16 protein-coding genes are annotated in these 19,898 nt (G+C 54.1%); 3 read left to right on the top strand and 13 right to left on the bottom strand.

Annotated features, from left to right (window positions below):
- Positions 1–5: 5 nt before the first annotated feature.
- The 5 genes from C5P05_RS11110 to C5P05_RS33665 all read right to left on the bottom strand — a co-directional run bounded on the left by C5P05_RS11110 (position 6) and on the right by C5P05_RS33665 (position 10,255).
- A complete protein-coding gene (locus C5P05_RS11110; RefSeq protein ID WP_114969910.1) occupies positions 6–2,738 on the bottom strand; it encodes a phospholipase D-like domain-containing anti-phage protein in 2,733 nt (910 codons plus the stop codon).
- 3 nt (positions 2,739–2,741) lie between these two features.
- Positions 2,742–5,819 (bottom strand): anti-phage-associated DUF1156 domain-containing protein, encoded by a 3,078-nt coding sequence (locus tag C5P05_RS11105; RefSeq protein WP_114969909.1) that lies wholly within the window; start codon positions 5,817–5,819, stop codon positions 2,742–2,744.
- A 55-nt stretch (positions 5,820–5,874) separates the two neighbouring features.
- Positions 5,875–6,462 carry an anti-phage-associated DUF3780 domain-containing protein gene (locus C5P05_RS11100; RefSeq protein WP_114969908.1) on the bottom strand — a complete coding sequence of 196 codons (588 nt, stop codon included), beginning with the start codon at positions 6,460–6,462 and terminating at the stop codon, positions 5,875–5,877.
- 12 nt (positions 6,463–6,474) lie between these two features.
- A complete protein-coding gene (locus C5P05_RS11095; protein ID WP_114969907.1) occupies positions 6,475–9,567 on the bottom strand; it encodes an anti-phage-associated DUF499 domain-containing protein in 3,093 nt (1,030 codons plus the stop codon).
- 523 nt (positions 9,568–10,090) lie between these two features.
- Positions 10,091–10,255, bottom strand: a complete 165-nt coding sequence (locus C5P05_RS33665; RefSeq protein ID WP_157979297.1) for a hypothetical protein — start codon at positions 10,253–10,255, stop codon at positions 10,091–10,093.
- A gap of 170 nt (positions 10,256–10,425) precedes the next feature.
- Between C5P05_RS33665 and C5P05_RS34955 the strand changes: the two genes are divergently transcribed.
- Positions 10,426–10,557 (top strand): hypothetical protein, encoded by a 132-nt coding sequence (locus tag C5P05_RS34955; protein ID WP_269813925.1) that lies wholly within the window; start codon positions 10,426–10,428, stop codon positions 10,555–10,557.
- A gap of 1,126 nt (positions 10,558–11,683) precedes the next feature.
- Here C5P05_RS34955 and trfA read toward each other — a convergent pair.
- The 4 genes from trfA to C5P05_RS11070 form a co-directional block, all read right to left on the bottom strand.
- Positions 11,684–12,949: a plasmid replication initiator TrfA gene (trfA, locus tag C5P05_RS11085; RefSeq protein WP_114969905.1), complete on the bottom strand. Its 1,266-nt coding sequence runs from the start codon at positions 12,947–12,949 to the stop codon at positions 11,684–11,686.
- 210 nt (positions 12,950–13,159) lie between these two features.
- The gene (locus C5P05_RS11075; RefSeq protein WP_114969903.1) at positions 13,160–13,375 is read right to left on the bottom strand and encodes a helix-turn-helix transcriptional regulator; all 216 of its coding nucleotides are present in this window, start codon (positions 13,373–13,375) and stop codon (positions 13,160–13,162) included.
- A 212-nt stretch (positions 13,376–13,587) separates the two neighbouring features.
- Complete coding sequence (locus C5P05_RS33660) at positions 13,588–14,058, bottom strand: hypothetical protein (protein WP_157979296.1); 471 nt, start codon at positions 14,056–14,058, stop codon at positions 13,588–13,590.
- A 276-nt stretch (positions 14,059–14,334) separates the two neighbouring features.
- Entirely contained in the window at positions 14,335–14,985 is a 651-nt protein-coding gene (locus C5P05_RS11070; RefSeq protein WP_157979295.1) for a hypothetical protein, read from the bottom strand.
- Positions 14,986–15,863: 878 nt separating this feature from the next.
- Between C5P05_RS11070 and C5P05_RS11065 the strand changes: the two genes are divergently transcribed.
- Both C5P05_RS11065 and C5P05_RS11060 read left to right on the top strand, forming a co-directional pair.
- The gene (locus C5P05_RS11065; RefSeq protein ID WP_157979294.1) at positions 15,864–16,241 is read left to right on the top strand and encodes a hypothetical protein; all 378 of its coding nucleotides are present in this window, start codon (positions 15,864–15,866) and stop codon (positions 16,239–16,241) included.
- A gap of 316 nt (positions 16,242–16,557) precedes the next feature.
- Positions 16,558–16,872, top strand: a complete 315-nt coding sequence (locus C5P05_RS11060; RefSeq protein WP_114969900.1) for an HU family DNA-binding protein — start codon at positions 16,558–16,560, stop codon at positions 16,870–16,872.
- Between the two features lie 545 nt (positions 16,873–17,417).
- Here C5P05_RS11060 and C5P05_RS11055 read toward each other — a convergent pair.
- From C5P05_RS11055 to C5P05_RS11045, 4 genes are read right to left on the bottom strand one after another with little or no spacing between them, the layout of a single operon-like run.
- On the bottom strand, positions 17,418–17,777 hold the full coding sequence (locus C5P05_RS11055) for a DNA alkylation repair protein (RefSeq protein ID WP_114969899.1): 360 nt from the start codon (positions 17,775–17,777) through the stop codon (positions 17,418–17,420).
- A 7-nt stretch (positions 17,778–17,784) separates the two neighbouring features.
- Complete coding sequence (locus tag C5P05_RS35275; protein WP_420130742.1) at positions 17,785–18,114, bottom strand: DUF6527 family protein; 330 nt, start codon at positions 18,112–18,114, stop codon at positions 17,785–17,787.
- Positions 18,111–19,499 (bottom strand): HesA/MoeB/ThiF family protein, encoded by a 1,389-nt coding sequence (locus tag C5P05_RS11050; protein ID WP_157979293.1) that lies wholly within the window; start codon positions 19,497–19,499, stop codon positions 18,111–18,113. Before C5P05_RS11050 ends, C5P05_RS35275 begins: the two co-directional genes overlap by 4 nt.
- Positions 19,496–19,891 carry an E2/UBC family protein gene (locus C5P05_RS11045; protein WP_114969897.1) on the bottom strand — a complete coding sequence of 132 codons (396 nt, stop codon included), beginning with the start codon at positions 19,889–19,891 and terminating at the stop codon, positions 19,496–19,498. Before C5P05_RS11045 ends, C5P05_RS11050 begins: the two co-directional genes overlap by 4 nt.
- Between the last annotated feature and the right edge of the window lie 7 nt (positions 19,892–19,898).

The raw sequence follows: 19,898 nt of genomic DNA, 5'->3' as shown, positions 1-19,898 counted from the left end.
GCCCATTACCACCCCTCGCTAAGCCGCTCCAAAAGCTCTGTCTTAGCAAGCACCTTTGAGCACAATTCCCAGCGTTCTTTGTCCGGGCTAATACTATCGCTGGACTGGTACCTGATTTCAAACGCACTTTTTGCAGCGGCGCGCTTTTCAATGTACCTATCGAGCTCACCGCCGAGCTCCTCAACGTCATCAATCCACTCGTCGTCAATCGTGTCTGGCAGTGAACCAAAGATGTCAAATTTATCCTTGAGCCGACGCGAAAGTACGCTGTAGACTTTTTCATCCCGGGTCTTCGCATAGACCAGATTTAGCATGTCCACCGTGCGCCGTGCCTGGCCAAAGCGTTTGATGCGTCCCAGCCTCTGCTCCAGCTTGCTTGGGTTCCAGGGCAAGTCTACGTTGATAAGAGTGCCCAAAGCCTGCAAGTTCAAACCTTCACACGCTGCATCAGTGGCCACGACCAACTTGATTTCGTGACGCTTGACGGCATCCTTGATGTACTCACGCTGTACAGTTGAAAACTCAGTACCGCGGAACAATCCACTCTTGCCGGCACCGGCATAGACGGCGACAACCTTCTCTGGATGGGCTTTCGCAATTTCAGACGCAACCCACTTGGCGGTGTCGTAATACTGGCTGAAAACGATACAGCCGTGCTCTGCCCATGTTTTTGCCGCAGGTGCCATCCCGGTTCTGTACTCATCAAGAAAGTAGTTCACTGCGCCGAGCTTGGGGTCCCTTGCCTCTGGCCGACTGAGTTCGGCGACGATTGTTTGAAGGCAAGCAGCCTCTGGCTCACTTAAGCCATCCAAAGCATTTTCCAGGCCCTCGAGGTCGTCTTCGTCTTCAATGGGCCGCTTGTCCAACATCATCTGCGCTGTCGACATACCCGCTGCGAAGCTGGAGCAGATACGCTGTAGCAACATGTTTTTGATGAACCCAGCCGCCTTGGTCCGCAGCCCGAGAAGCTTGGTGAACTCTTCGGCCGCTTCGTAAGCACGGTTGAACGGCAAATTTGTCATCAAACCCAGTCCATCTAGGGCCAGCCCTGGATAGGTGCCCCACGGGGCCTTGGGGTCGGGGTGTACGTCGACAGCTACTTTTTCCAACAGACCCATGTCTTCCAGGACATCACGGCGGCGCAATATGGTGTGACGCAATATTGGGTTGTTGTTTTTAAAGAAATTCTTGTCCTGAGCAATCTCTTCCAAGGCCATGACCGCGCCAATGGCCAACTCTGAAAAAGGTACATCGCTGTGGTGCATAGTGTCACTTGCGTCCAAAGTCAGACGCAGGCTGGCCAAGCGCTCGTCGGTCTCCGTTCTTGGAGGCAAAGGGGTCTTCAAGTACTCCCACACAAGGGCTGGGTCATCAAATGTGACATTACCCTTGATGACAGGCAAGGCCTCATCGCAGTTACGCCATTTGCTGGAGTACTCCCGTCCCATGACAAACCCGGCATCCTCATTCAGCAGATTGAGCAGGTCCCACAGCTCAGCGACATCAGTCTGAATCGGCGTGGCCGTGCCCAGAATCATGTTTTTGGTCCTCTTAGCCATCCGGTACATGAAGGTCAGCAAGTTGTTAGGTTTGTTGTCCTTCTTGTTGATGCCCCGGCTGACTCGTGCCTTGTGGGCCTCGTCCACAATAACGGTGCCGAACCGCAGAGCCAAAAGCTCCTCGCACTCGTCCGCCTTGTGAAAGATAAGTCCCTGGGAGACGATGGCGATGGCGCTTGGACAGCGTTTAATGCCAGCTGCTCCCATGGTGTTTTTGATGACGTGGCCGTGCTCGTCCTGCCAGCACTTCTTGTTTGACAGCCAGACAGCGCTGGGGATGCCAAGTCGGTCGCTGAGTTCGGTTTGCCACTGAAAAGTAAGTGTGGACGGGCAAAGGATAAGAACCTTGCCGTCGCCCATCAATGCCGACACCAGGGCCGAGCCCGCCATGGAAAGCGTTTTCCCGACCCCCACCTCGTCGGCCAGGAGCAGCCGTGCCTTGCCGTACACCTCGCGGTGCTGCATGAATAGGGACACGAATGAGCGTTGCCAAGGCTGCAACATCTCGCCGGCCCTGTACAGCGGGCTCTCAACCAGCGCCGCTCCGGGCACCTCATCTGGTTTCAAGTCTGCAAAACGAACCTCATGGCGATTTGCGATGCGTTCCACCTCTTCGATGATGGCATCGGGCAAGTCGTAGCTGTCAGCCCAAAGCGCATCAAACTCTGCGTCCACCCAGGCAACCGCATCGGGCGATGGGTCTTCCCAGAGAATTTCATAATTGACGGCAAAAGCCCGTTTGGACTCGTTGATGGAACCCATAAAAGATGTTTTCGAGCCGTCGGCCAGCTCAATCACGCCCGCCTTACCATGCAGAAAGACTTTATCTTTTGGAACCACCCGTATCTTGACGTTGCCTTTAATGAGCAAGGCATAGAGCTGTCGGTACTTGTCCCGGTACAGCAGCGCCTCGGTGGCCGGTGACGTGTTGTTCCAAACTTCTTTCAAGGCCGCTTCGCGGGCCGCCTGAGAGACCTTGATATCGGCAATGTCGAGTTCACTATTGCAAACAATGCGAACATCGGGGATGTCGGCAATCTGCTCACCCACAAGCTCAAAGATGGAACTTCGGAAGTAACCGGCGATGCGCCGGTACGACCGGGCTCCCTCCAGGCGCTTGGCCAGGAACTCCTTGTCGAGGTGATGCAGGCGAGAGGTGAAGCGCTGGATGCCGGTCATGCGTCACATCTTCTGGTTTTCAATGCCGTCGGCCAGCACCCGGGCGGCAGATGCCTCCCCCGGGCGTATCACTGCCACCATCTTGGCTACAAATCTTGCGATAGCCACCAGGGTATCCCGGGCTGAATAGAAAGTGCCGACTTTGAGGTTCTGCTCCAGGCCTTTGAGCACAATGTCCAGGTCTTTTCCAGCCTGCAGGTCCATCAGGGCGTAAAGCACCGCGCGGGTGGGGGTTTCAAACAGCTCGGAGGACTGGTTCATCTCTGCCTTGGCGAACTCCTTGGCTGAGCGCAAAGCCGCCTTGTTAGCTCGCTCGCTGGCCATCATTGCTCCCAAATCTTTGACTGCAAAGGCCTTGGCGAAATTTTGGTAGTTGTCCAGGGTGTTCAAACCATGTGACTCCTGCTCCAACATTTTCAAGTAAAAGCGCTCTGCGGGCTCCAGGTCGTGCCAGACCGACTCCGGCAATCCCCTTGGGAACAAAGCTTTGTTGGCAGTGTTGACCGCAAACTCAATCAACCCCTCGACCAGGCTGGTCTGGCCGGCCACACGGGGGCGCAAAGCTTCCTGAGTCATGTCTTTGCCGTCAATGATGCTGTACTTGGTCAGCACCTTCAAGGCTGCAGCGTAACCAGCCATCTGAAGGTCGGCATCCTCGAACAGGTTGCCGTCCTTGGCGCGTTTGGCATCCGAGGTGACCGCGTCGTTCATGCCTGTGAGTCGCTTGATTTGCTCGGCAACCTCGTCCTCGAGCTCGTAGGCTAGGTCGGTTTGATTGGTCCGTTTTACTCCCAAGCGTTTGCGCAGGACCAAAAGGATAGTTCCTTTGACGTAGGAGCCCTCGCGCAAGGCAGAGTCGGTTTCTGTGACTAGATACCACGCAGCCGTCACACGTAAGCCACTGGCCCAGACGATATTGGCCATATCCGCCCAAATGTTGCCGTTCTGATGGGTGAACATCAGAATTTGAATCCCGTTGTCGGGCATGCACTCGGCCATGCGCTTGTAAGCGGCCACCATGGACAGTCGGAAGTCGTGGTCTTCACCTTTGATAGCGAGCTCGCGACGCGAATCCCAGGTCCAGTTGGCAAACTCGGCGGGCGGATTCTTACGCAGCCATGCGATGAAGAACTCGAGAATTTCTTCGTACTTGACCGCGTCCCCGTAGGGTGGGTCAGTTATGAACACGTCAGCTTTAAAGTTAGCCTCCGAAGCTGAGTTATTCTGAACCGATAGTTGCGTCTTTTCATTAAGCCCGTTGACCCTGAAATATGGCTTCAAAAGTGGAAAGAAAAAAACTGACCCTCTGCAGCCATAGTCAAAAATAGTGTTGAGCGCTTGATTTATAAATACCTGCTGAGGCGTTCCTGAACCTGCGTTTCGATTCCAAGTGACAAGCCTAGCATTCCAGTTCAATGCATGTAATAACTGGATTGCACCGGGCTCTTTCGAATGTTTCATAGTTAATCCAGCGACTAGGATTTGCCTCGGATTAAACAAATGATGCCAATGCGTCCAGCCGCGAGTACGAATAGGCTCATCCGTTTTATCGCCAGGTTCAATGCGCGTATCTGGCACCCAGCCGTTGTCCTGAAACTCGGTCAAGTGCTTTTGCACGTAGCGCGTCACCAGCGTTTCGCGCGCAAGGTCCTCTTTAGTGACTGCTCGGAACTCCGTAGGCCCACGACCTGAATCGCCCTCCTGCAACTCCTTAATCCACTGAATCGCGTACAGGCGTTCGTTGAAAATATCCTCACTACGGAAAACCACATCACTCTTTTCCCAGAATCGAAGCCGGTTCTTCCTGACCTTCTTACCGCTCTCTTCCACGGTGTAATCACCTCGGATGCTGGAAATGCTGTTGACATGGTCCACGCCATTGACGGTGTGTGCCACATCACCCTTGCGGTAAGTACCCTGTTCAGCAACCTTCATTTCCGTTGCGGTTGCATTACAAATTAACTCAATGTTGTAGCGTTTTTCTGCGGGTACAGGCACCAGCTTGGCATATACGGACCTACCCTTGCTGACCACCCGCGAAGATAACACTGGAACTTTCCAGCCCGAAGAGGGGCAAGTCACCTCCAAGCAGTACAGATAGACCTTTCCCCGCCAACCTTTACCGTCGCTCTCAAAACCGAAGGCATCAATTTCGGCCTTGACCTTGGCAACCAGCGCTGCCTGTTCGGCTTCAATCTCTTCACGTCTCTGAGGATTTGCACCAACAATGTTGAAAGCCCCCCATGTCAGCATACAAGCTACTGGGTTGAGGTCTGAGGCATAGACGTCGCAACCCAGTTGAGCGGCAGCAAACGGAATTTGGCCTGAACCAGAGAAAGTGTCCGCCACAGTCGGACGATGGCCAAAGCGCATCACCCCAAGCTGCTCGGTCAATTCAGGAAATGACTGAGCATTAGTGCCCAGATGTTCGTTAACTCGAGCCCATATGTGAGTGGAGACTTCATCAGCCACTTCCTCCGCGCGCTGGGCTTCTGTGGCCAGCGCGCGATAGGTATCGAATTTAAAGGTCAGAGCCGCGACTTCATGTTTCTTAGTATCGGAGATATCGCTGCGCCACTTAAGTTTGGGTGCTATCTCCTTACCTTTTTTCAGATAGGGATAGGACTTGACATCAAAGGGAGCAATTTGAGGCAATACATGCTCTTGCGGCTCCACCACGAAGTATGCATTAATGTTTGGGATTTGGGCTGTCCGGACGATGACTTCGGGCTTGGGCAAGCCTAATCGCTTGCTCATCGACACATCGTCCATACCCATCAGTAACTCGAAGACCTCCAAATCCTTGAGGGGGTCTTCGGTCGCAGGCAGCAAGGAGGCCAACACGCAAGCGCGGTTGAGCACCAGGGGCTTACGCCCCTTCCAATAACTCCCTAATCTTGTCAAGGGCTGATTATTGCTTCCTTCTCTTTCTCGATAAACATCAATAGAGAGCTTCTGCACAGGCAGCAGCGACTCAATCAGCGCTGGTGCATCTTTCAAACTCAACGCCACAACACCGGAGGGATGCTGAGTGGTCGTGTAGTCAATCTTGGGTATTGTGGTGACAGCTGGAGAATTCATTTTTCTTTAATCCCTGGTTGCGAGGCCCGCCATGGACATGCTTAGGTTTCTGATTTCAAAACAGTGAGAGGGTTTCTGCTGGCTCTTCCACCGGGCGGATAGAGCGAGGTTTCTGCTCAGTGACACGGCCACCTGAGAGCGCGTGGAACAGGGCTTTGCGCCATCCGCCTTCCTTGTCGTCAGCCTGCCCTGCCTCGGCCACGGTCTGGCTAAACAGCCACCAGCGTTCTTCCGGGCGCAGGGCGGACCATTTGGCAGCAATGGCTTTGCACTCATCAACGCTATTGGCATGCTCAGCAGCCCACGCCAGAACGCATAGCTCCTTGCCCAGCATTCGGTCAACCTTGTTGTCACCGGTGGTCCAGCGGCTTGAAGTCAATCTTTTCGCCTTCAAGCGAGCGGCAAAGTCTTTGCGGGCAGCTTCCGCAATACCCGACCAGAGCCGACGGGGCAGGACAACACGCGTCTCCTTTGGTGGCACGCCGTTCTCCCCGCCTTTGAGTCCGAAGTCCTCAGTGATAGTGATGTCGCCTTTCAAGGTGGCTGGCACATCCACACGGAAAATATGTGCGCCGAACTCTCCGACAACAGCTCCAAATCCTTCGTACTGGTCAGCCGCTTTTACACGTTTTGGTTGCGCCATGAAGTGCTGCGGTCACTGAGAAAATTCGGTTTCATTCAGCTCAAAGCCCACTTTGACTGCGAGGTCCAGTAGGTCCTGACCTGTCTTTAACTGGAAGCGGTGAATCTTCAAACTAATGGCTGAGTCGGCTGGCAGACAGCTGCCAATTTGATTCAGAACGTTCTCCAGGTAGGCACCATCGGCGGGGGTTTCGCCCAAGAAAAACTGAGCTGTGTGGGGAGATGTACCCACAATGGCTTGGGCCTTTTCTACAGTTGCTTGCCGTTCTTTGAGAAAGGTGACGACCTGGTATGCCTCTTGGCGAGAACCCAGACTCACAATGCGGGAGAGTTGAGCAGGCTTGCTCCGGTCAAGAATCACCTCTTTCTTTCTGCCACTGTCGGAGGCCAGCGAAGAGCTGCCGTACTCGAATTTTTGTTTGGCTTCAAGGCCCCCGCCCTCAGCAAACACTAGCAACTTGATGGAGCCAGAACCCAACTCGATAGGTCCGGGGTAGTCTTCGCCATTGCGGGGCTCTGAGCCGTTCAGCGTGTATTTCAGCGTGGCAGCGGGAGCTACAAGCAACTCCACCTTGCGCGTGGCGGAGTCAAACTTGGCTCGGATGGTTAGCTTGTTGTTCCAAGTGGTCACATCACCAGTGTTGAACTGGCCATTAGGGTCAATAGCCAGGAACTGAACGAGGTACGCCTTTGTTTTCAAAGTCTCATCCTTGAGAACCGGGCTGGTAGCACTGACAGACCCGTCTACAGCGTAGTGAATGCGGCCATTTGGGCCGGCGTTCAAAGCGTTAATGCGCAGTACCACCACACCGTCGTCATCAGGATTCGTGTCGGCCACGACTTGAACCGCTGTTTTCTTCTTGGCTGGGGAATGACTGACGTGGCCATTGCTCAGGTCCTCCCAAATTCCGCGTTGCAGGGCAATGGACTTGAGGGTATCCAAACCCTTGGGAGGCATCCAAGGCATCTTGGCTTTTTGTTTCTCACGGGCAACGGCCGTAGTCCAGTCGATGGTTACTGACGATTCGTTCCAAAGGTTCGTCTCCACAAAGTCGCGCAGTGCGTCGAAATCGCCTTCAACGTCCAAAAACAACTTCTTTGGATGCGCACACAGCGTTTTTTCGATTTGCTCCTCGCCATCAAACGGCTTGCTTCCATCGCGCTTGGTGTCGAGCGGCTTGACCTTGAGCTCCGGGGCCTTGTCACCGACTTGTACTGGGTAGATAACCTTATCAAACACGCCCAGGATGGTGCTGTAAAACTCATGGTCACTTGAGTCCTTCTTACCCAGGAACTCCTCGTACTGAGCATGGTTCTTTGGAATCTTAGTTTCTGCTTTCAAGGTCGCGTAAACCTTGCGGGCGGCAGCTCCAATGCTGGCCATTAGGGTCTTGTCGCCAGTGAGCACCAGCAGGTTGTTCTTTTCAGTCAGCTCAGCGAAAAACTGAGAAAGCGCCTCGGGTGGCATCTTGTTGGCCGGGTCGATGATGAGTAGCACGCGGTTGCGTTTCACCTCGTCAATGACCTCGTTAAGGCGTGGCAGCGCTATGACCTTGGTGTACGCGGTTTTACGAGTCGGGAAGAACATCTGCTGAAGACGTGTCTTGACGAGCTCGTCAATTTGAGCCTCTGGCGCAGTTGCAGCCAGTCCCTGGAGCATCTTGGTCAGGTTTTCTTGGCGGTCGAAGTAGAGCTTTGCGTCTTGGCTCAGGTGCAGGAACCAACACTCGCTCTGCATTTCATCAATGGCAGAGTTGTACTCAAGAACTGAGCGTAAAGGTGTGACCACGCACTCTAAAATCTCCTCTCGAGACAATCCCTTGACTGCATTCACGGCGGTAGAAAGGCTGGCCGTGAACAGCAGGTTTGCCACTTCAGAGGCGTTTTTGTTACCATTTTGGGCATCAAGGCCCTGCGCATGCGCTGCAAAGTTGACATCCCAAAGGTCTTTGGAAATCACGTCATTCATACCCGAGATATCCGCCAGCTTGCTTCGAACCTCGGTAATACCAAGGTCGAAGTGTTGGGCTCCAATCAGGTACACGTCGTCACTTTCACGCTCCCAGACCGACTTTAGCAGGCGGGACATGAGCTCCATCAGACCACGGGTCTGCTTGAACTGCTCGTTTTCCTTGAATAGGGCCACCAGGTCTTTCAGACGTGGGTGGAAGGGGTAGGTGTTGATGATTTCGTCGGCCAAGGCCTCTGCACCGCGAGCAATAACCTTTGACTTGGTAGCCTCTTCAAGCGCCTGGCCATATCGGGCGGCTAAGTCCTCAATCTCTGCCACGTCGGGCAACTTGGTAAACAAGCGCTTGCGCAGAATGTCGTAGACCTCGTTGCCAGCCAGGTCAACCGGGGTGATGGCTTTTTCCTGACGACCCAGCTCTTTGCGGGCATCAAGTAGGGCGCGTTCAATCAAGGCCCCACCCTGCGCGTAAGAGGCATCCAGGTCAGACACGACCACGCAAACGTTAGAGAGCTTGCCGGACGCGCTCAGCAAATTGGCAAAAGCACGAGTTGCGATATCAGCCACGGTGCCAGTGCCGGTCGCCCGGGTGCCAAGGTACTGGAAGTAAGGGGGGAGCTCATCAAGCAAGATGAGGGTAGGCTGGTTTGATTTCAGAATGGCTGTCCAGTCAGACTCATCCGGAGCCTCAGGGCCAGACATCCAGAACCGCTTGAACTGCTCACCCATGCCGAGCTGATGGGCGATTTCACCCCAAAGGTAGTGTGTCGGGGAGTTTCGGCCGTTGAACGCCACTACGCGGGCGGTCTCAAACGCGTCAATATGGGCAAGGTCTGCGCAGTACTTGTGACGCAGCGCTTTGTGCTTTGCGGCCAAGCCGGTGCCCACAATCAAATGGGTCTTACCACCGCCCATCGCTTGCTTGAGGTGGAACACGGCGTTGCTGGACTTGCCAGCAAGTCGCTCAATAGTGCCGCGCAACAAATCACGCATGCCCGCTGTGATGAAGGTCTTGGCGTAAAACGCCTCACCGGTGCCCTCATCGTTGATGAGCTGTTCGAGTTGCTCAACTTGGTCACTGACATCAATTGACAGCGCGTTGGGTGCCAGTTGGCAGGCTTGTTTAACAGTTTTCACGACTCGGTCCCTGAGTTTTTCGTTGGTTGATTTGTGCTCAAAACAATGTTGTACCGCTCACAGTGTTCAAGTATGAGGTGCTCGACCATGTTCGAAGAGGACCTATGCTCCCGCGCCGCGGCCGCTTTAAGTAACGCCTTCGCGGTCGGCGTTATCCGCAGGCCAAGCTGTTCGGTTTTGATGTCAGGCATGGGAGATGAAGAGTTCAACATTGTGTCAACAGTGTATAGCGCACTGCTTTGTTCATATCTTCCGCTAAAGGTGGTTTTCCACTTTTAGCGGACCAGTCTCAATGTTTTTTGACTCAATTTAGACATTTGGTGTCGATGTCATCTATCTTGACCGCTCGGCGACAACTTACATGGCCGGTGGAAGCGGGGAACGAATTGAACCGGAAACTCTATTCAACGGACCTTTCTTGGAGGCGGTGCATGCCCCGCTTGCGCAGCGCGACGGCGGCAACTCTCCACGTTCATCACCAGAATGGTCGAGTGATGCACCAGCCGGTCAACGGCTGCCAGCGTCATTGCGGGACGTCGACATCGTCGTGCAACGTTTCAACACCCGTGCGACCAAGTTCGTGGTTCTCGAGCGTCTCAAGCTCGGTGCCCAGTGCATTGAATGCTGCCGGGGTGGCCAGTGCGTGCTGAATTGCCCAAAGGCCAAGATGCAGAAGGGAAACCGCCATCGTCGCTCAATAGACTACCGGCATTTGATTGGTGCTTTTAAGCGCAAGCACGGCGCATTAGCCTGCTGGTGGCTGCGCGATGCGGTACTCCCGGCCGCAGTGTACTGTCAGAAAGGGGAGCGCCTGAGCGCCTGGCAGCACAAATACCAGAGCGCGAAGCCTTCAAGGCGATGGTGGACCTACTTTTACTGGCACCTGAGGGTCATGAGGCCAAGGGGCCCACCCAGGCGCTGGAACAGTTGATTGAACTGGACCAATTGCCCGACCTCAACGCCTTGACTCAGTTGCAGGCACCGCCATGAGTGAGGTGCCGCAAGTGATGGTTATCCTGCCCGTAGTCTCCACTCCGCAAGTCCATTCCCGCAGGGAGGCTCAAGGTGGAGAGTAGCCAACGATTTTCTCCAGCCATCAATGAAAATAGCTTGAGTCGAAATGTGTCGATGGTCGCCTCGCGTCCTCGAATCGTCATTTTTCTCACCCCCTTACTTGTGGGGTGGTGGTCAGTGGCGCACTGAACGGTCTCAGCCAGCGTCCACAAGGCCAAACCGATGGTGCTCACGCCGGACAACAGTCTCATTGTCGAGCCCAACCGAAGCATCGGTGCACGAAGTGCGCGGTGACAGTACGCGCGGCATCGGCATCCTTGGCGGTTAACTCGTGGAGGTATCAAAAAGTGAACCGCAGTCAACGCAAGACGCCTTGCTGAATTTTCATGCCCAATCTATTCTTAGGTGTGATTTACCACATCAAGGCACTTTTTTGAGAAAGTCCCGACTTGGGGGTCACGTTTGTTTGTCTCTCAAATGCCCAATATGGGCAACTCAGGTAACGAAGTGACAAAGAGACGAAGAGACGAAGTTCAAGAATTTAAGCAACAGTCTTGTCACCTTCAAAGGGCTACCGCACTAATTTCGCAAAGGAAAATACAACCAATTCTTTGGCTTGACATCGCCACCCTCCAAGCAAGTATCCTGATACGGATGCAAATGCGTCCTACGGCAAATAAGGCAATGAAGGCCATCAATTAAGGACGCTTCTCTATGCAAGCTCGTCATCGCGTCTGGGAGGAACAAGTCACTTCGTCAATCATGTGCCATCCGATTCGATGGCGCTTTCGAATGAGACTCATCAAGCTGCAGACGCCCTCGACACTCGGTCTAAGACGGGCTATGCCCTTCGCCGGAATGAGCTTCTTTCTTCGAAGGTACTTTTTCTTATGATAGTAAGGAGAGCGACCACTAAAAACCCTGCAACCCATTGATACATATAGGTTTATTTCGTTTGAATCAATTTGACACTCATGAAAGTCCAGTCAAACCACATGCACGTCCGGTCAAAACACATGCCATGTAGGAAAAAAATGACTTGAGCATCTGAGACGCTCAAGTCAAAACACATGACGAAGTAGGAAATAGCACTCCCAAACTATCAATATTTCTTTTGCCAGTGAAGCATGTCGTGTTTGTCGATATGCCACCCAGCGTCCACGAGTAGCGCGCCAACAAGCACGCCCATGGCGCCTTTCAGACTTTCGCGAAACCCATCCTGCGCACCCTCAGAGCCACTCAACCGGCGCAAGCGGTCGATTTTGGTCGGGATGAGACGGGTCTGGCTACGAATATATCCATACAACCAGCTTGAAATCCCGCTTGGGAGCGATAACCGCTCCTCGAAGTCCAACCACACCACGGTTTTTTTTGTAATGAGGCTCACAATGTCGTCGTCCAGAACAACAGACCAAAGCCCTCTGTTCGGAAAATCGAAGCGCTGGACAAGTTGCACGCGAAATGTGGGGAACTGGAGCAAGGCTTCCTGCAATCGGCAAATCATGGCCTTTAAGCGATTGCGCGCCGCCCCATCGTAGTAGCCCCAGAGTGAATCACACAAATTTTGCGCTGAGAACCCAACCGTTTTACCTACTTTCACATCGCGAGTGATATTCAGCAATGCCATGAATACCAAACCATCGTCCTGTCGCAACTCCGGACCTTCATACTTAACAACCGTTGCATCAGTCAAAGTAAATGAAAGTTCAACCCGCTTCTCTCTCGGTGATTTGTGATTACGAATATTGAATATGGGGGATGAAAATATATCCCGGCTTCCGACAAGCTGGGAACTGCTGTGCAAGTGAAGAAAGTTCTCTGCCAAAATAGCCTCATGATGTTCTACATCGCTCCGAATTAAAGTGATTTGGTCCCACAGTTCTTTTTTCTCAATTGAGCAGTTCTTCGCCTGCCGCGCTTCGGTCGCTACGTAATCCATGATGCTTCGGCTCAATTTCAATTTTTGTAGATGGGAGCTCCGCAAGTCGTGCACGGGGTTAAAAGATTCATCAACAAATATTGGCTCTGGTAGCGGTTTGTGTTGTTGGTCATTGGTGCCCAAGGGTGCAAAATCAGCGGCTGAATCAGCCACCTTGATTGATTGAATATCCAAATCACTCAGGGCCTGCCGAAGACGCACTCGCCGTGATTCAGGCAATGCATTCAACGAGCCCTGTTCAGCCTCAAGCACACTGCGAAGAACTTCAACACTCCATCCAACGTCGCGTCCAAACCGTACTGGTGCCGGTAGCACTCCAGCCGATACGTAGTTCGTCAGAGTTCTTTTGGTGCTTGTCAGAACGGCAGCCAATTTTGTCTTTGTTAGGTAATTAGTCGACACTTTTTGTCCCCAGCGAATTAGGGACATGAGCGGTGCACATCACCTGTCGCTTTGAAGACTTGCCGCATGCAACCTGCAGCTCAAACATGGACATACCTACGCAACCTGGACCGGCCAACATGCCTACAGTCCCGGCCAGCAGACCCGGTAAAACGTGGTCCTGCGGTGGCGGGGATGTCGACAGGATGCACCGAATATCGAGCCGACGCTCGAACGGATTAGGTATGACGCTGTTGCTCATTTCGTGGCCCCCGGAACAACCACCACCTGGACAAACTGCTCGAGCCACGCATTCACATCGCACAGCCTCCACCGCAGGAGCCGTGTATGCGGCAACACCAAGCGGGGAGGTACCGCATCGGGGTTGCGCCGCATGTCTTTTTTGATGGTGTCAGGACTGCGTCCCAGCAGTTTTGCCAGGTCTTCCAGCGTTAGAAGTTGCTGAAAACTCATTTTTGTCGCGCTTCGTGCCGGTTCCTTGATGACACCAAGTACGACCGACTGCGCCTTACCGTGCCAGTTGCTGACGCCTATCGCCCTCAACTGACACGTCTAGTCCCTCGTTTTAAATTTCCGGCTTCAATCGTCAATCCATATCTCGCACCGATAAAAAGCGCCCTGTTTCCAAGGCGCCTTATGAGTTCACTCCGATATTTGAGCAGCGGTCAGGCGCCCATCACCGACCACGGTCCGCAATGGCCTGTCTCTTCCGCAAACCGCCACGTCTCTGAGTACGAATAGCGTCTCATTGAAACGGCACCGACAAACCTGGCATAGATGTGCCACGGCCAGACCCGGTCAAGGACTGGGTCGTATACCCAGTCATCACGTTCCAGCCAGGCATGTCCCATTCGACCAATGCGCTTCGGACCTACCGTATCGCCATGCACCAAGGTCCAGTCCTTGCCTCCATGAAGACATCCCAGTAGTGCCAATTTGTAACAACTTCCATGGCGCTGTTCGACGTCGTGGAGTCGACATTTGATATCAGGAGCAATATTGAAGGCCCCCGCTCTCAACTTTAGCCACGGCGGTGCCTCACCAGCGCTGAAGCACATGGTTTTTTCCACCCAATCCGCGTCACTGATTTGCGGCATTGCGAAGCATTCACTTGTCGAAAGTTCTTGATAATTCATTTTGCTAATTCCATAAACGGTTTATTGATGACCGGCACCAACAGTGACCGACCATGCCTCCTGGTGCCAGTTGCCGGCATCTAAAGCCTTCAACTGGAACCTATAGCTCAAGGTTTTAAATCTCTGCCCATCACGGAAGCGTTTTCTTGAAGAAGACAAAAAAAGAGCGCATCCATCACAGACACGCCCTTTGAAATCAATTTCTCTGTACCTCTTGTGGGTACTACCAACCACCGCCCTGCCCCACCATCTCCGGGACCCCAGAAAACATCTTCTTTAGCGTACCGAGCTATCTCGGTGCCCTGTCATGGATTCGAAGGTCCGGTCATCGTGAAGCACCGCCGCCCGCTGGCACCAATGAACAATGGCTGGCAACTCCTTCAACCCGAAGACATCTTGGCTCGAAGACTGAACGTAGAGCAGAGCAATGGCTTTCTTCGCCTCGAACGACAGTGAACTCAAGTCCACCGGCACCGCTTGCCGAATGACGGGGTCGTCTTGGATGTGACGTATCGCCCGCTCAACCGCCTCTTCTTCGTTTTCTGCCGGGTGCAAAAAATCACTCATACGAACGACGCCCGCTACTATCTTGATAGCAATTGTCGGTACGCCGAGATACCGAGCACAGGCTACGCAGAAATCGTGACTGACGTCCTCAGTTTTTCGAATGCCATTTCGCAGCTGATTGATGTAGCCGTAGGTCACGCCGAGCGCCGTGGTCATGGCAAGCATTTCGGTACCGCGTTGGCGGCACTCGTCTAACAGCCATGGCATAAGTGGCCCGCCTTGAGTCGCATAAAAACGCTCGACTCGCTCGGATTTCGTTTCAGTCTCAACTGCCGAATTTGACGTGCCACTGGGTGGGTGGTTGACTGCACTGACATTGGAACCACGACCTGGTGCGGATGAATTTGGAATCGTATGCATAAACTTGTGTCCTGTTTTTGAAAAAGCACGATGTAGGTGCTACTTCGTATAGCAACTGGATTTCAATTTGATTCGATAGAGGGGGACAACGCTGCCTTGCGGCGCCGCAAGGGTGGGTACTTGCGGCATCAGTAGGTCGGAATTGGGCTTGGCAGCAGGCCTCGAACGACCTTGCGGCGCCGCAAGGAAGGGGAGTTCACTGCATCCGGGTGGAAGCTTCATAAACAGCAAGCGGTTTTCGAGATTGGTTTTGAGCACACCGTGCCAATCGATTTATCCTGCATTGCCAAGTCTTGCGGCGCCGCAAGGACCCGAGGGCAAGCACAATTGCCGCTAAGCTGCCGGCTGACCCTGGCTGAAGTGATTGCATAGACGCACGTATGTTCGAATGCCGCGCCACCTTGCGGCGCCGCAAGGTTGACGAACTCCACTGCATCCAGGTGAAAACTCAATAAACGGCAAGCGGTATTCGGGCCTGGTGTTCACCACACCGTGCAAATCCATGCGTCATGCATTGCCCAGGCTTGCGGCGCCGCAAGGACCGAAGGGAAAGCACCATTGCGGCTTGGTTGCCGGCCTATTGAACGTGACGGGATTAATCATTGCGCAGTCACCCGCAGGCTATGCCCTTGCGGCGCCGCAAGGATGGGGGAAATTCACTGCAACGCAAGGGGATTCAGGTCAAATGCAAACTCTTCTCGGGCCAAGTCATTCAGCACGCCATGAGATGTGCATGGCAGTGCGCGTGCCGTCCCCTGCCTTGCCCACCGGAGGAACAGAGGTTGAACCGAGAGCAGGCCGAATGGACTACCAAGCCGTTGACAATCCGCAAATTTGGGAATCAGCTACGGCTGGCAGCGTCCAAACTGAAGTCTAGAATGGCCAAGCAACAACATGGGAGCAAGCGCATGCAGTCGTCAATCCCGACAAAAGCTCATTGGGCATCGCCCGACGCAAGCCACTGGTATCGGTGGCGGGGATACACGGTTCGCTGGCTGATATTTGGCGGTATCGTTGGAATGTTTCAGCCCATTGTTGACGACATCGACCACTATTGGCTCCAGAAGCTTTACCAAGGACTATTTGGGCTTCTGTTTGGCGCGGTTTGCGCTGTCGTGTTCACGCTGGCTGAGAATAAGTTGAACGGGCCGCGGGACAAATGGAAAACATGGCTTCTCGTCATCTCAACCTGGTTGGTCGTAAAGCTCGTTTTTGTCAGTGTCATGGCGGCCACCGGCGGGTCGCAAAATTATTGATGCTAAAGCCTCAATAGACTTTTGCCATCAAAGATTGAGTCAACTCGTTCACTGCTATCATATATATAGCAAAATGTCTTCAAAATGCCGCTGCTGGGTTGTAACGGGATTGCCGATGAATTTCGAGTCCAGATGACGGCATCATGCTGAAGGGCTGGCCGTTAGCCACTCAGACCCATAGCAGCCAAGCATCGGCCTTGCTGTGAAGCGCAGGTGGACGGGACATGGGCCAGTGCAAAAAACTAATGCGGTGCTGTGGAGTCAAATTCCGCGAGCCACTAGAATTCCCGCTCACCAACAATCCAAGCATTAAGAAATGAACCGCACTGAACTTATCGAAAAACTGGTTGCCAAGCACGAACTGACCAAAGTCGCCGCTGGCGCCATTCTTGACACATTCATCGACACCATTCAAACCGCGGTCAAAAAGGGCGATTCAGTGACCTTGGTTGGCTTTGGCACGTTCAAGTCAGTCAAGCGCGCAGCCCGCACCGGCAAGAATCCAAGCACAGGTGCCGCGCTCAAAATCCCTGCTGGCACGGTACCGAAGTTCACTGCTGGCTCCAAGTTCAAAGCGGCCGTGGACCCCAAAGCAGCTGCCCGCAAGGCTGCAAAGGCCGCAACTAAATAAGAAGCAGAAACCTACTGCTCGTGCCGGCATGCTCATAGCTTGTTGGCAATGACAGGCGCCGCTTAGCTTGAGAGTGCTTGGCGGCTTTTTTATGGGAGGTGAATGGTCCCATCTCCTGGAGTCTCGCGACTATGGCGAGATTGGCGCCAAAAGTTACCCACGGCGGCTGTGGTCTAAGCTGTGGATAAGAAACGGTACAAGTCGCGAATGTGGCGTCAGGTATGGCTATCCCGATGGCGCTTAAAAAACAGGCACCCATGGTGGGGTTTGGGAGCAGGAGCTATTCGCCTTACCACAAGATTCAGTGGCAGGACGACATGTACCCAACACATTCCTGTAATGCCATTTTCTCGATTTCATTCGCCCGCATGGAGAGAGCATGACCCCTATGTGGGCGTATCGCGTCCACTACGAAGGCGAGTCTGTACAGCCTCACTGGTGAGTTCACGCAACGCGTCAGCAGCAATCCAGCGCGCAGTTCGAGAGCCCTGCTGTTGAATTCGCCGTGCTGCGTCGATGGCCGCCACGTTGAGCACCGGATTACGCTAGCCGATGTTGCGTAGCGCCCAGTTCACTGCCTTTTTCACGTAGTTGCGCTCGTCGCCAGCCGCTGCTTCAATGAGTGGCAAAACGGCCACAAAGCGTTCGTCGCCGACCTGCTTGTCATGCACTGCCAGCGTGGCCAGCAGAGCAAAGGCCGCACGTCGTACAAACTCTGCGCTGCTTGCGGCCCACTCGGGTACCTTGCTCCAAGCCAACGGCGAAGCCAAAAAGCCACTACCGCAGACCTGGTCGCAAACGTCCCAAGACGCAAACCTCGCAGCCCAGTCGCCCAACTGTGGAGAGTTGTCAACCGCCATCTCCTCGTAGGCGTAACCCCAAGGGCAGTGGACTTCAATGGACAACTCGAGCTCAACGGTCCGGTGTCCAGCTAATCTTCCCGTCACGCACGAAGTAATGGCATCGTTCGCGCCCCTGCCAAGCGTCCACACTCGGAATTAGCGTCAGGCGTTGCGCGTTCTTTAGAGTCCAATGCGGCTTTTGGTGCGAGTCAAGTGACACCATTATTCGATGATTTCGCTTGCACGGGCAGTCAAATGCAATCCACTTCGGATGTTCAGGCGTACCCACCAGCACAGCGCACTTCGGGGGTAACTTGTCCGGCACCTCGTCTGCCGCTTCAACTATTGCTGCGACTCGCCAAGGCTGAAACGGTATCCACTCGAGCCATGAAAATTTCATTGCAGACCTGCCATCTCTAAAAACGGTTTGGTAAAGCCCAGTCCCAATTTTCCCTCAGCTGGATGACAGTAGTGGTTCATTCTGGGACCGGCCAGATTAGTGGAAATCTCACGCTCGTGGCAACGCAGAAGCACTTCCGAAGGACGCGGCTGTGGCCCGTACCCAATCAGTCGCTCCAGCAATTCGTTCACCGCAGTTGCAGCAACTAGCGTCGTGAAGGTCACGACGGCCGGCTCGGTATTGCCAAGTGCCGGCGCATATCCTTCATCTTCACGGCGCCTTCGCTCGTCAGGCGTCAGAAATTCTGATTGTGCTTTTGCCATGTCTATCCGCTCACGACAAAGCAAACAACCTGAGCCAGGAGTGAGTACGGTCACTCGTCCGTCGATACCAACGATTTCGCCAGTACCTTCCTCGCTGGAAATCAAGACACCGCAGTCGATTATCGGGAGGAGAAAGTAAGTAGACAGCCGCGACAAGACAAGTCGCCCCGCGTTGTCATCGGTGCAGCCGAAAACCACGTCGCAACGAGTCAGTCGCTTGGCAGAATCGGCAACGGTTACGGTGGATTGCAGAGGCTCCACTTCTGTGCTTGGGGCAATCGACCGGATGTTATCAGCGCAGATGTCAACTTTGGGGCGGTCGACGTCACCCAGGCTTGAGCCATAGACTCGAGTAACATTGCTGTCAGTTAGTGTCTGGGGGTCGAGCAAGACAAATTTCCGAACACCCAGCCGCACCAGCTGCTCGGCCACTGCGGAACCAGTTCCCCCGCATCCAACAATTCCGACGGTTAGCTCACCCAGAGCAACCTGAATAGCCGTTCCAAAGGCTCGGACGTTCCGGTCGTACATGCCCAGCGGCTCCACTAAGGTGGCTCCCTCATGGAGTACAAGCCTGTAACGGTCGGCGACGTCCCAAATGCGGTCGATACTGCGCGCGACTTGGTCTTGGGCCGAAAAGTGACCAGTGAACTTCACGCCATTTTTGCCAAGGCTGAGAATTAGCGCTCCGTAGCACTCGCTTGCGCTCCGAATCCGGAACGTCTCCGAAAGCTCATCGTCAACAGCTTGGTCATGAACGCTCGGCCAGGGCGAGACCTCAATGCCTGGATGCGAGTGCACCCACAACCCGGCGCATCCCAGTTTTTCAGCCCGTGCCAAAGCCTCCACGTAGCCATTCGAGCTAATCGTGAGTGAGTCGACTTCACGCTTGAGGTAGGCGCTCTCCGGTACCGCGTGGAATTCCCGACTGAGTAGGCGCAGGCCGCCTCCATCAACTGGAACAACTCGTACGAGCAGAACCCCTGCGGTTTCCAACTTTTCTTGCGTCAGGATATGCAGCTGGGTTGCAATCGACTGCGAGACAACCAAGGTGGTACTCAATTTACGCCCTCCTTCGCAGACGCCTGCTCAAGATTCGCATGCAGTATCGCCATATAGGCCTCAAGCGTGTCGTTGCCAGGCTTCCACTGGCCGGCCTCCAAGTGTCGGGACCACCGCTGCCAGCTACGTCCTAGGTGAGCCTCGGTTTGGTCAGCTGCAGCAATCGGTTTTCCGTCAGCGCGGTGAACTGCTGGCTCAAACCACCACATGTCAGGTGCAATGTCCGGATAGCCCGGAGTCAACCGGACCAAAAGGTCGGCGGACTCCTGGTTAAATCCGGCAGGAAGGTTGTAGCCCTGAAGCACCACGCAGGTCATCCCACCTTCCTCTGCCACGGAATAGCGGTGACCCTTCGTGCTCAGGTAGTCGACGTCAGACTGAGGTAGTGCCATATGCCCA

Origin of the sequence: Rhodoferax ferrireducens (assembly GCF_003347515.1) — a bacterium.
GTDB lineage: Bacteria > Pseudomonadota > Gammaproteobacteria > Burkholderiales > Burkholderiaceae_C > Rhodoferax.
The sequence above is the reverse complement of the archived record's forward strand: the minus strand, read 5'-3'. Positions and strand labels throughout refer to the sequence as shown.

Coding starts and splice junctions, on each gene's coding strand:
- C5P05_RS11110 (WP_114969910.1), bottom strand. CDS start 2,738: ATGACCGGCATCCAGCGCTTCACCTCTCGCCTGCATCACCTCGACAAG.
- C5P05_RS11105 (WP_114969909.1), bottom strand. CDS start 5,819: ATGAATTCTCCAGCTGTCACCACAATACCCAAGATTGACTACACGACC.
- C5P05_RS11100 (WP_114969908.1), bottom strand. CDS start 6,462: ATGGCGCAACCAAAACGTGTAAAAGCGGCTGACCAGTACGAAGGATTT.
- C5P05_RS33665 (WP_157979297.1), bottom strand. CDS start 10,255: ATGGCGGTTTCCCTTCTGCATCTTGGCCTTTGGGCAATTCAGCACGCA.
- C5P05_RS34955 (WP_269813925.1), top strand. CDS start 10,426: ATGGTGGACCTACTTTTACTGGCACCTGAGGGTCATGAGGCCAAGGGG.
- trfA (WP_114969905.1), bottom strand. CDS start 12,949: ATGTCCCTAATTCGCTGGGGACAAAAAGTGTCGACTAATTACCTAACA.
- C5P05_RS11075 (WP_114969903.1), bottom strand. CDS start 13,375: ATGAGTTTTCAGCAACTTCTAACGCTGGAAGACCTGGCAAAACTGCTG.
- C5P05_RS33660 (WP_157979296.1), bottom strand. CDS start 14,058: ATGAATTATCAAGAACTTTCGACAAGTGAATGCTTCGCAATGCCGCAA.
- C5P05_RS11070 (WP_157979295.1), bottom strand. CDS start 14,985: ATGCATACGATTCCAAATTCATCCGCACCAGGTCGTGGTTCCAATGTC.
- C5P05_RS11065 (WP_157979294.1), top strand. CDS start 15,864: ATGGCCAAGCAACAACATGGGAGCAAGCGCATGCAGTCGTCAATCCCG.
- C5P05_RS11060 (WP_114969900.1), top strand. CDS start 16,558: ATGAACCGCACTGAACTTATCGAAAAACTGGTTGCCAAGCACGAACTG.
- C5P05_RS35275 (WP_420130742.1), bottom strand. CDS start 18,114: ATGAAATTTTCATGGCTCGAGTGGATACCGTTTCAGCCTTGGCGAGTC.
- C5P05_RS11045 (WP_114969897.1), bottom strand. CDS start 19,891: ATGGCACTACCTCAGTCTGACGTCGACTACCTGAGCACGAAGGGTCAC.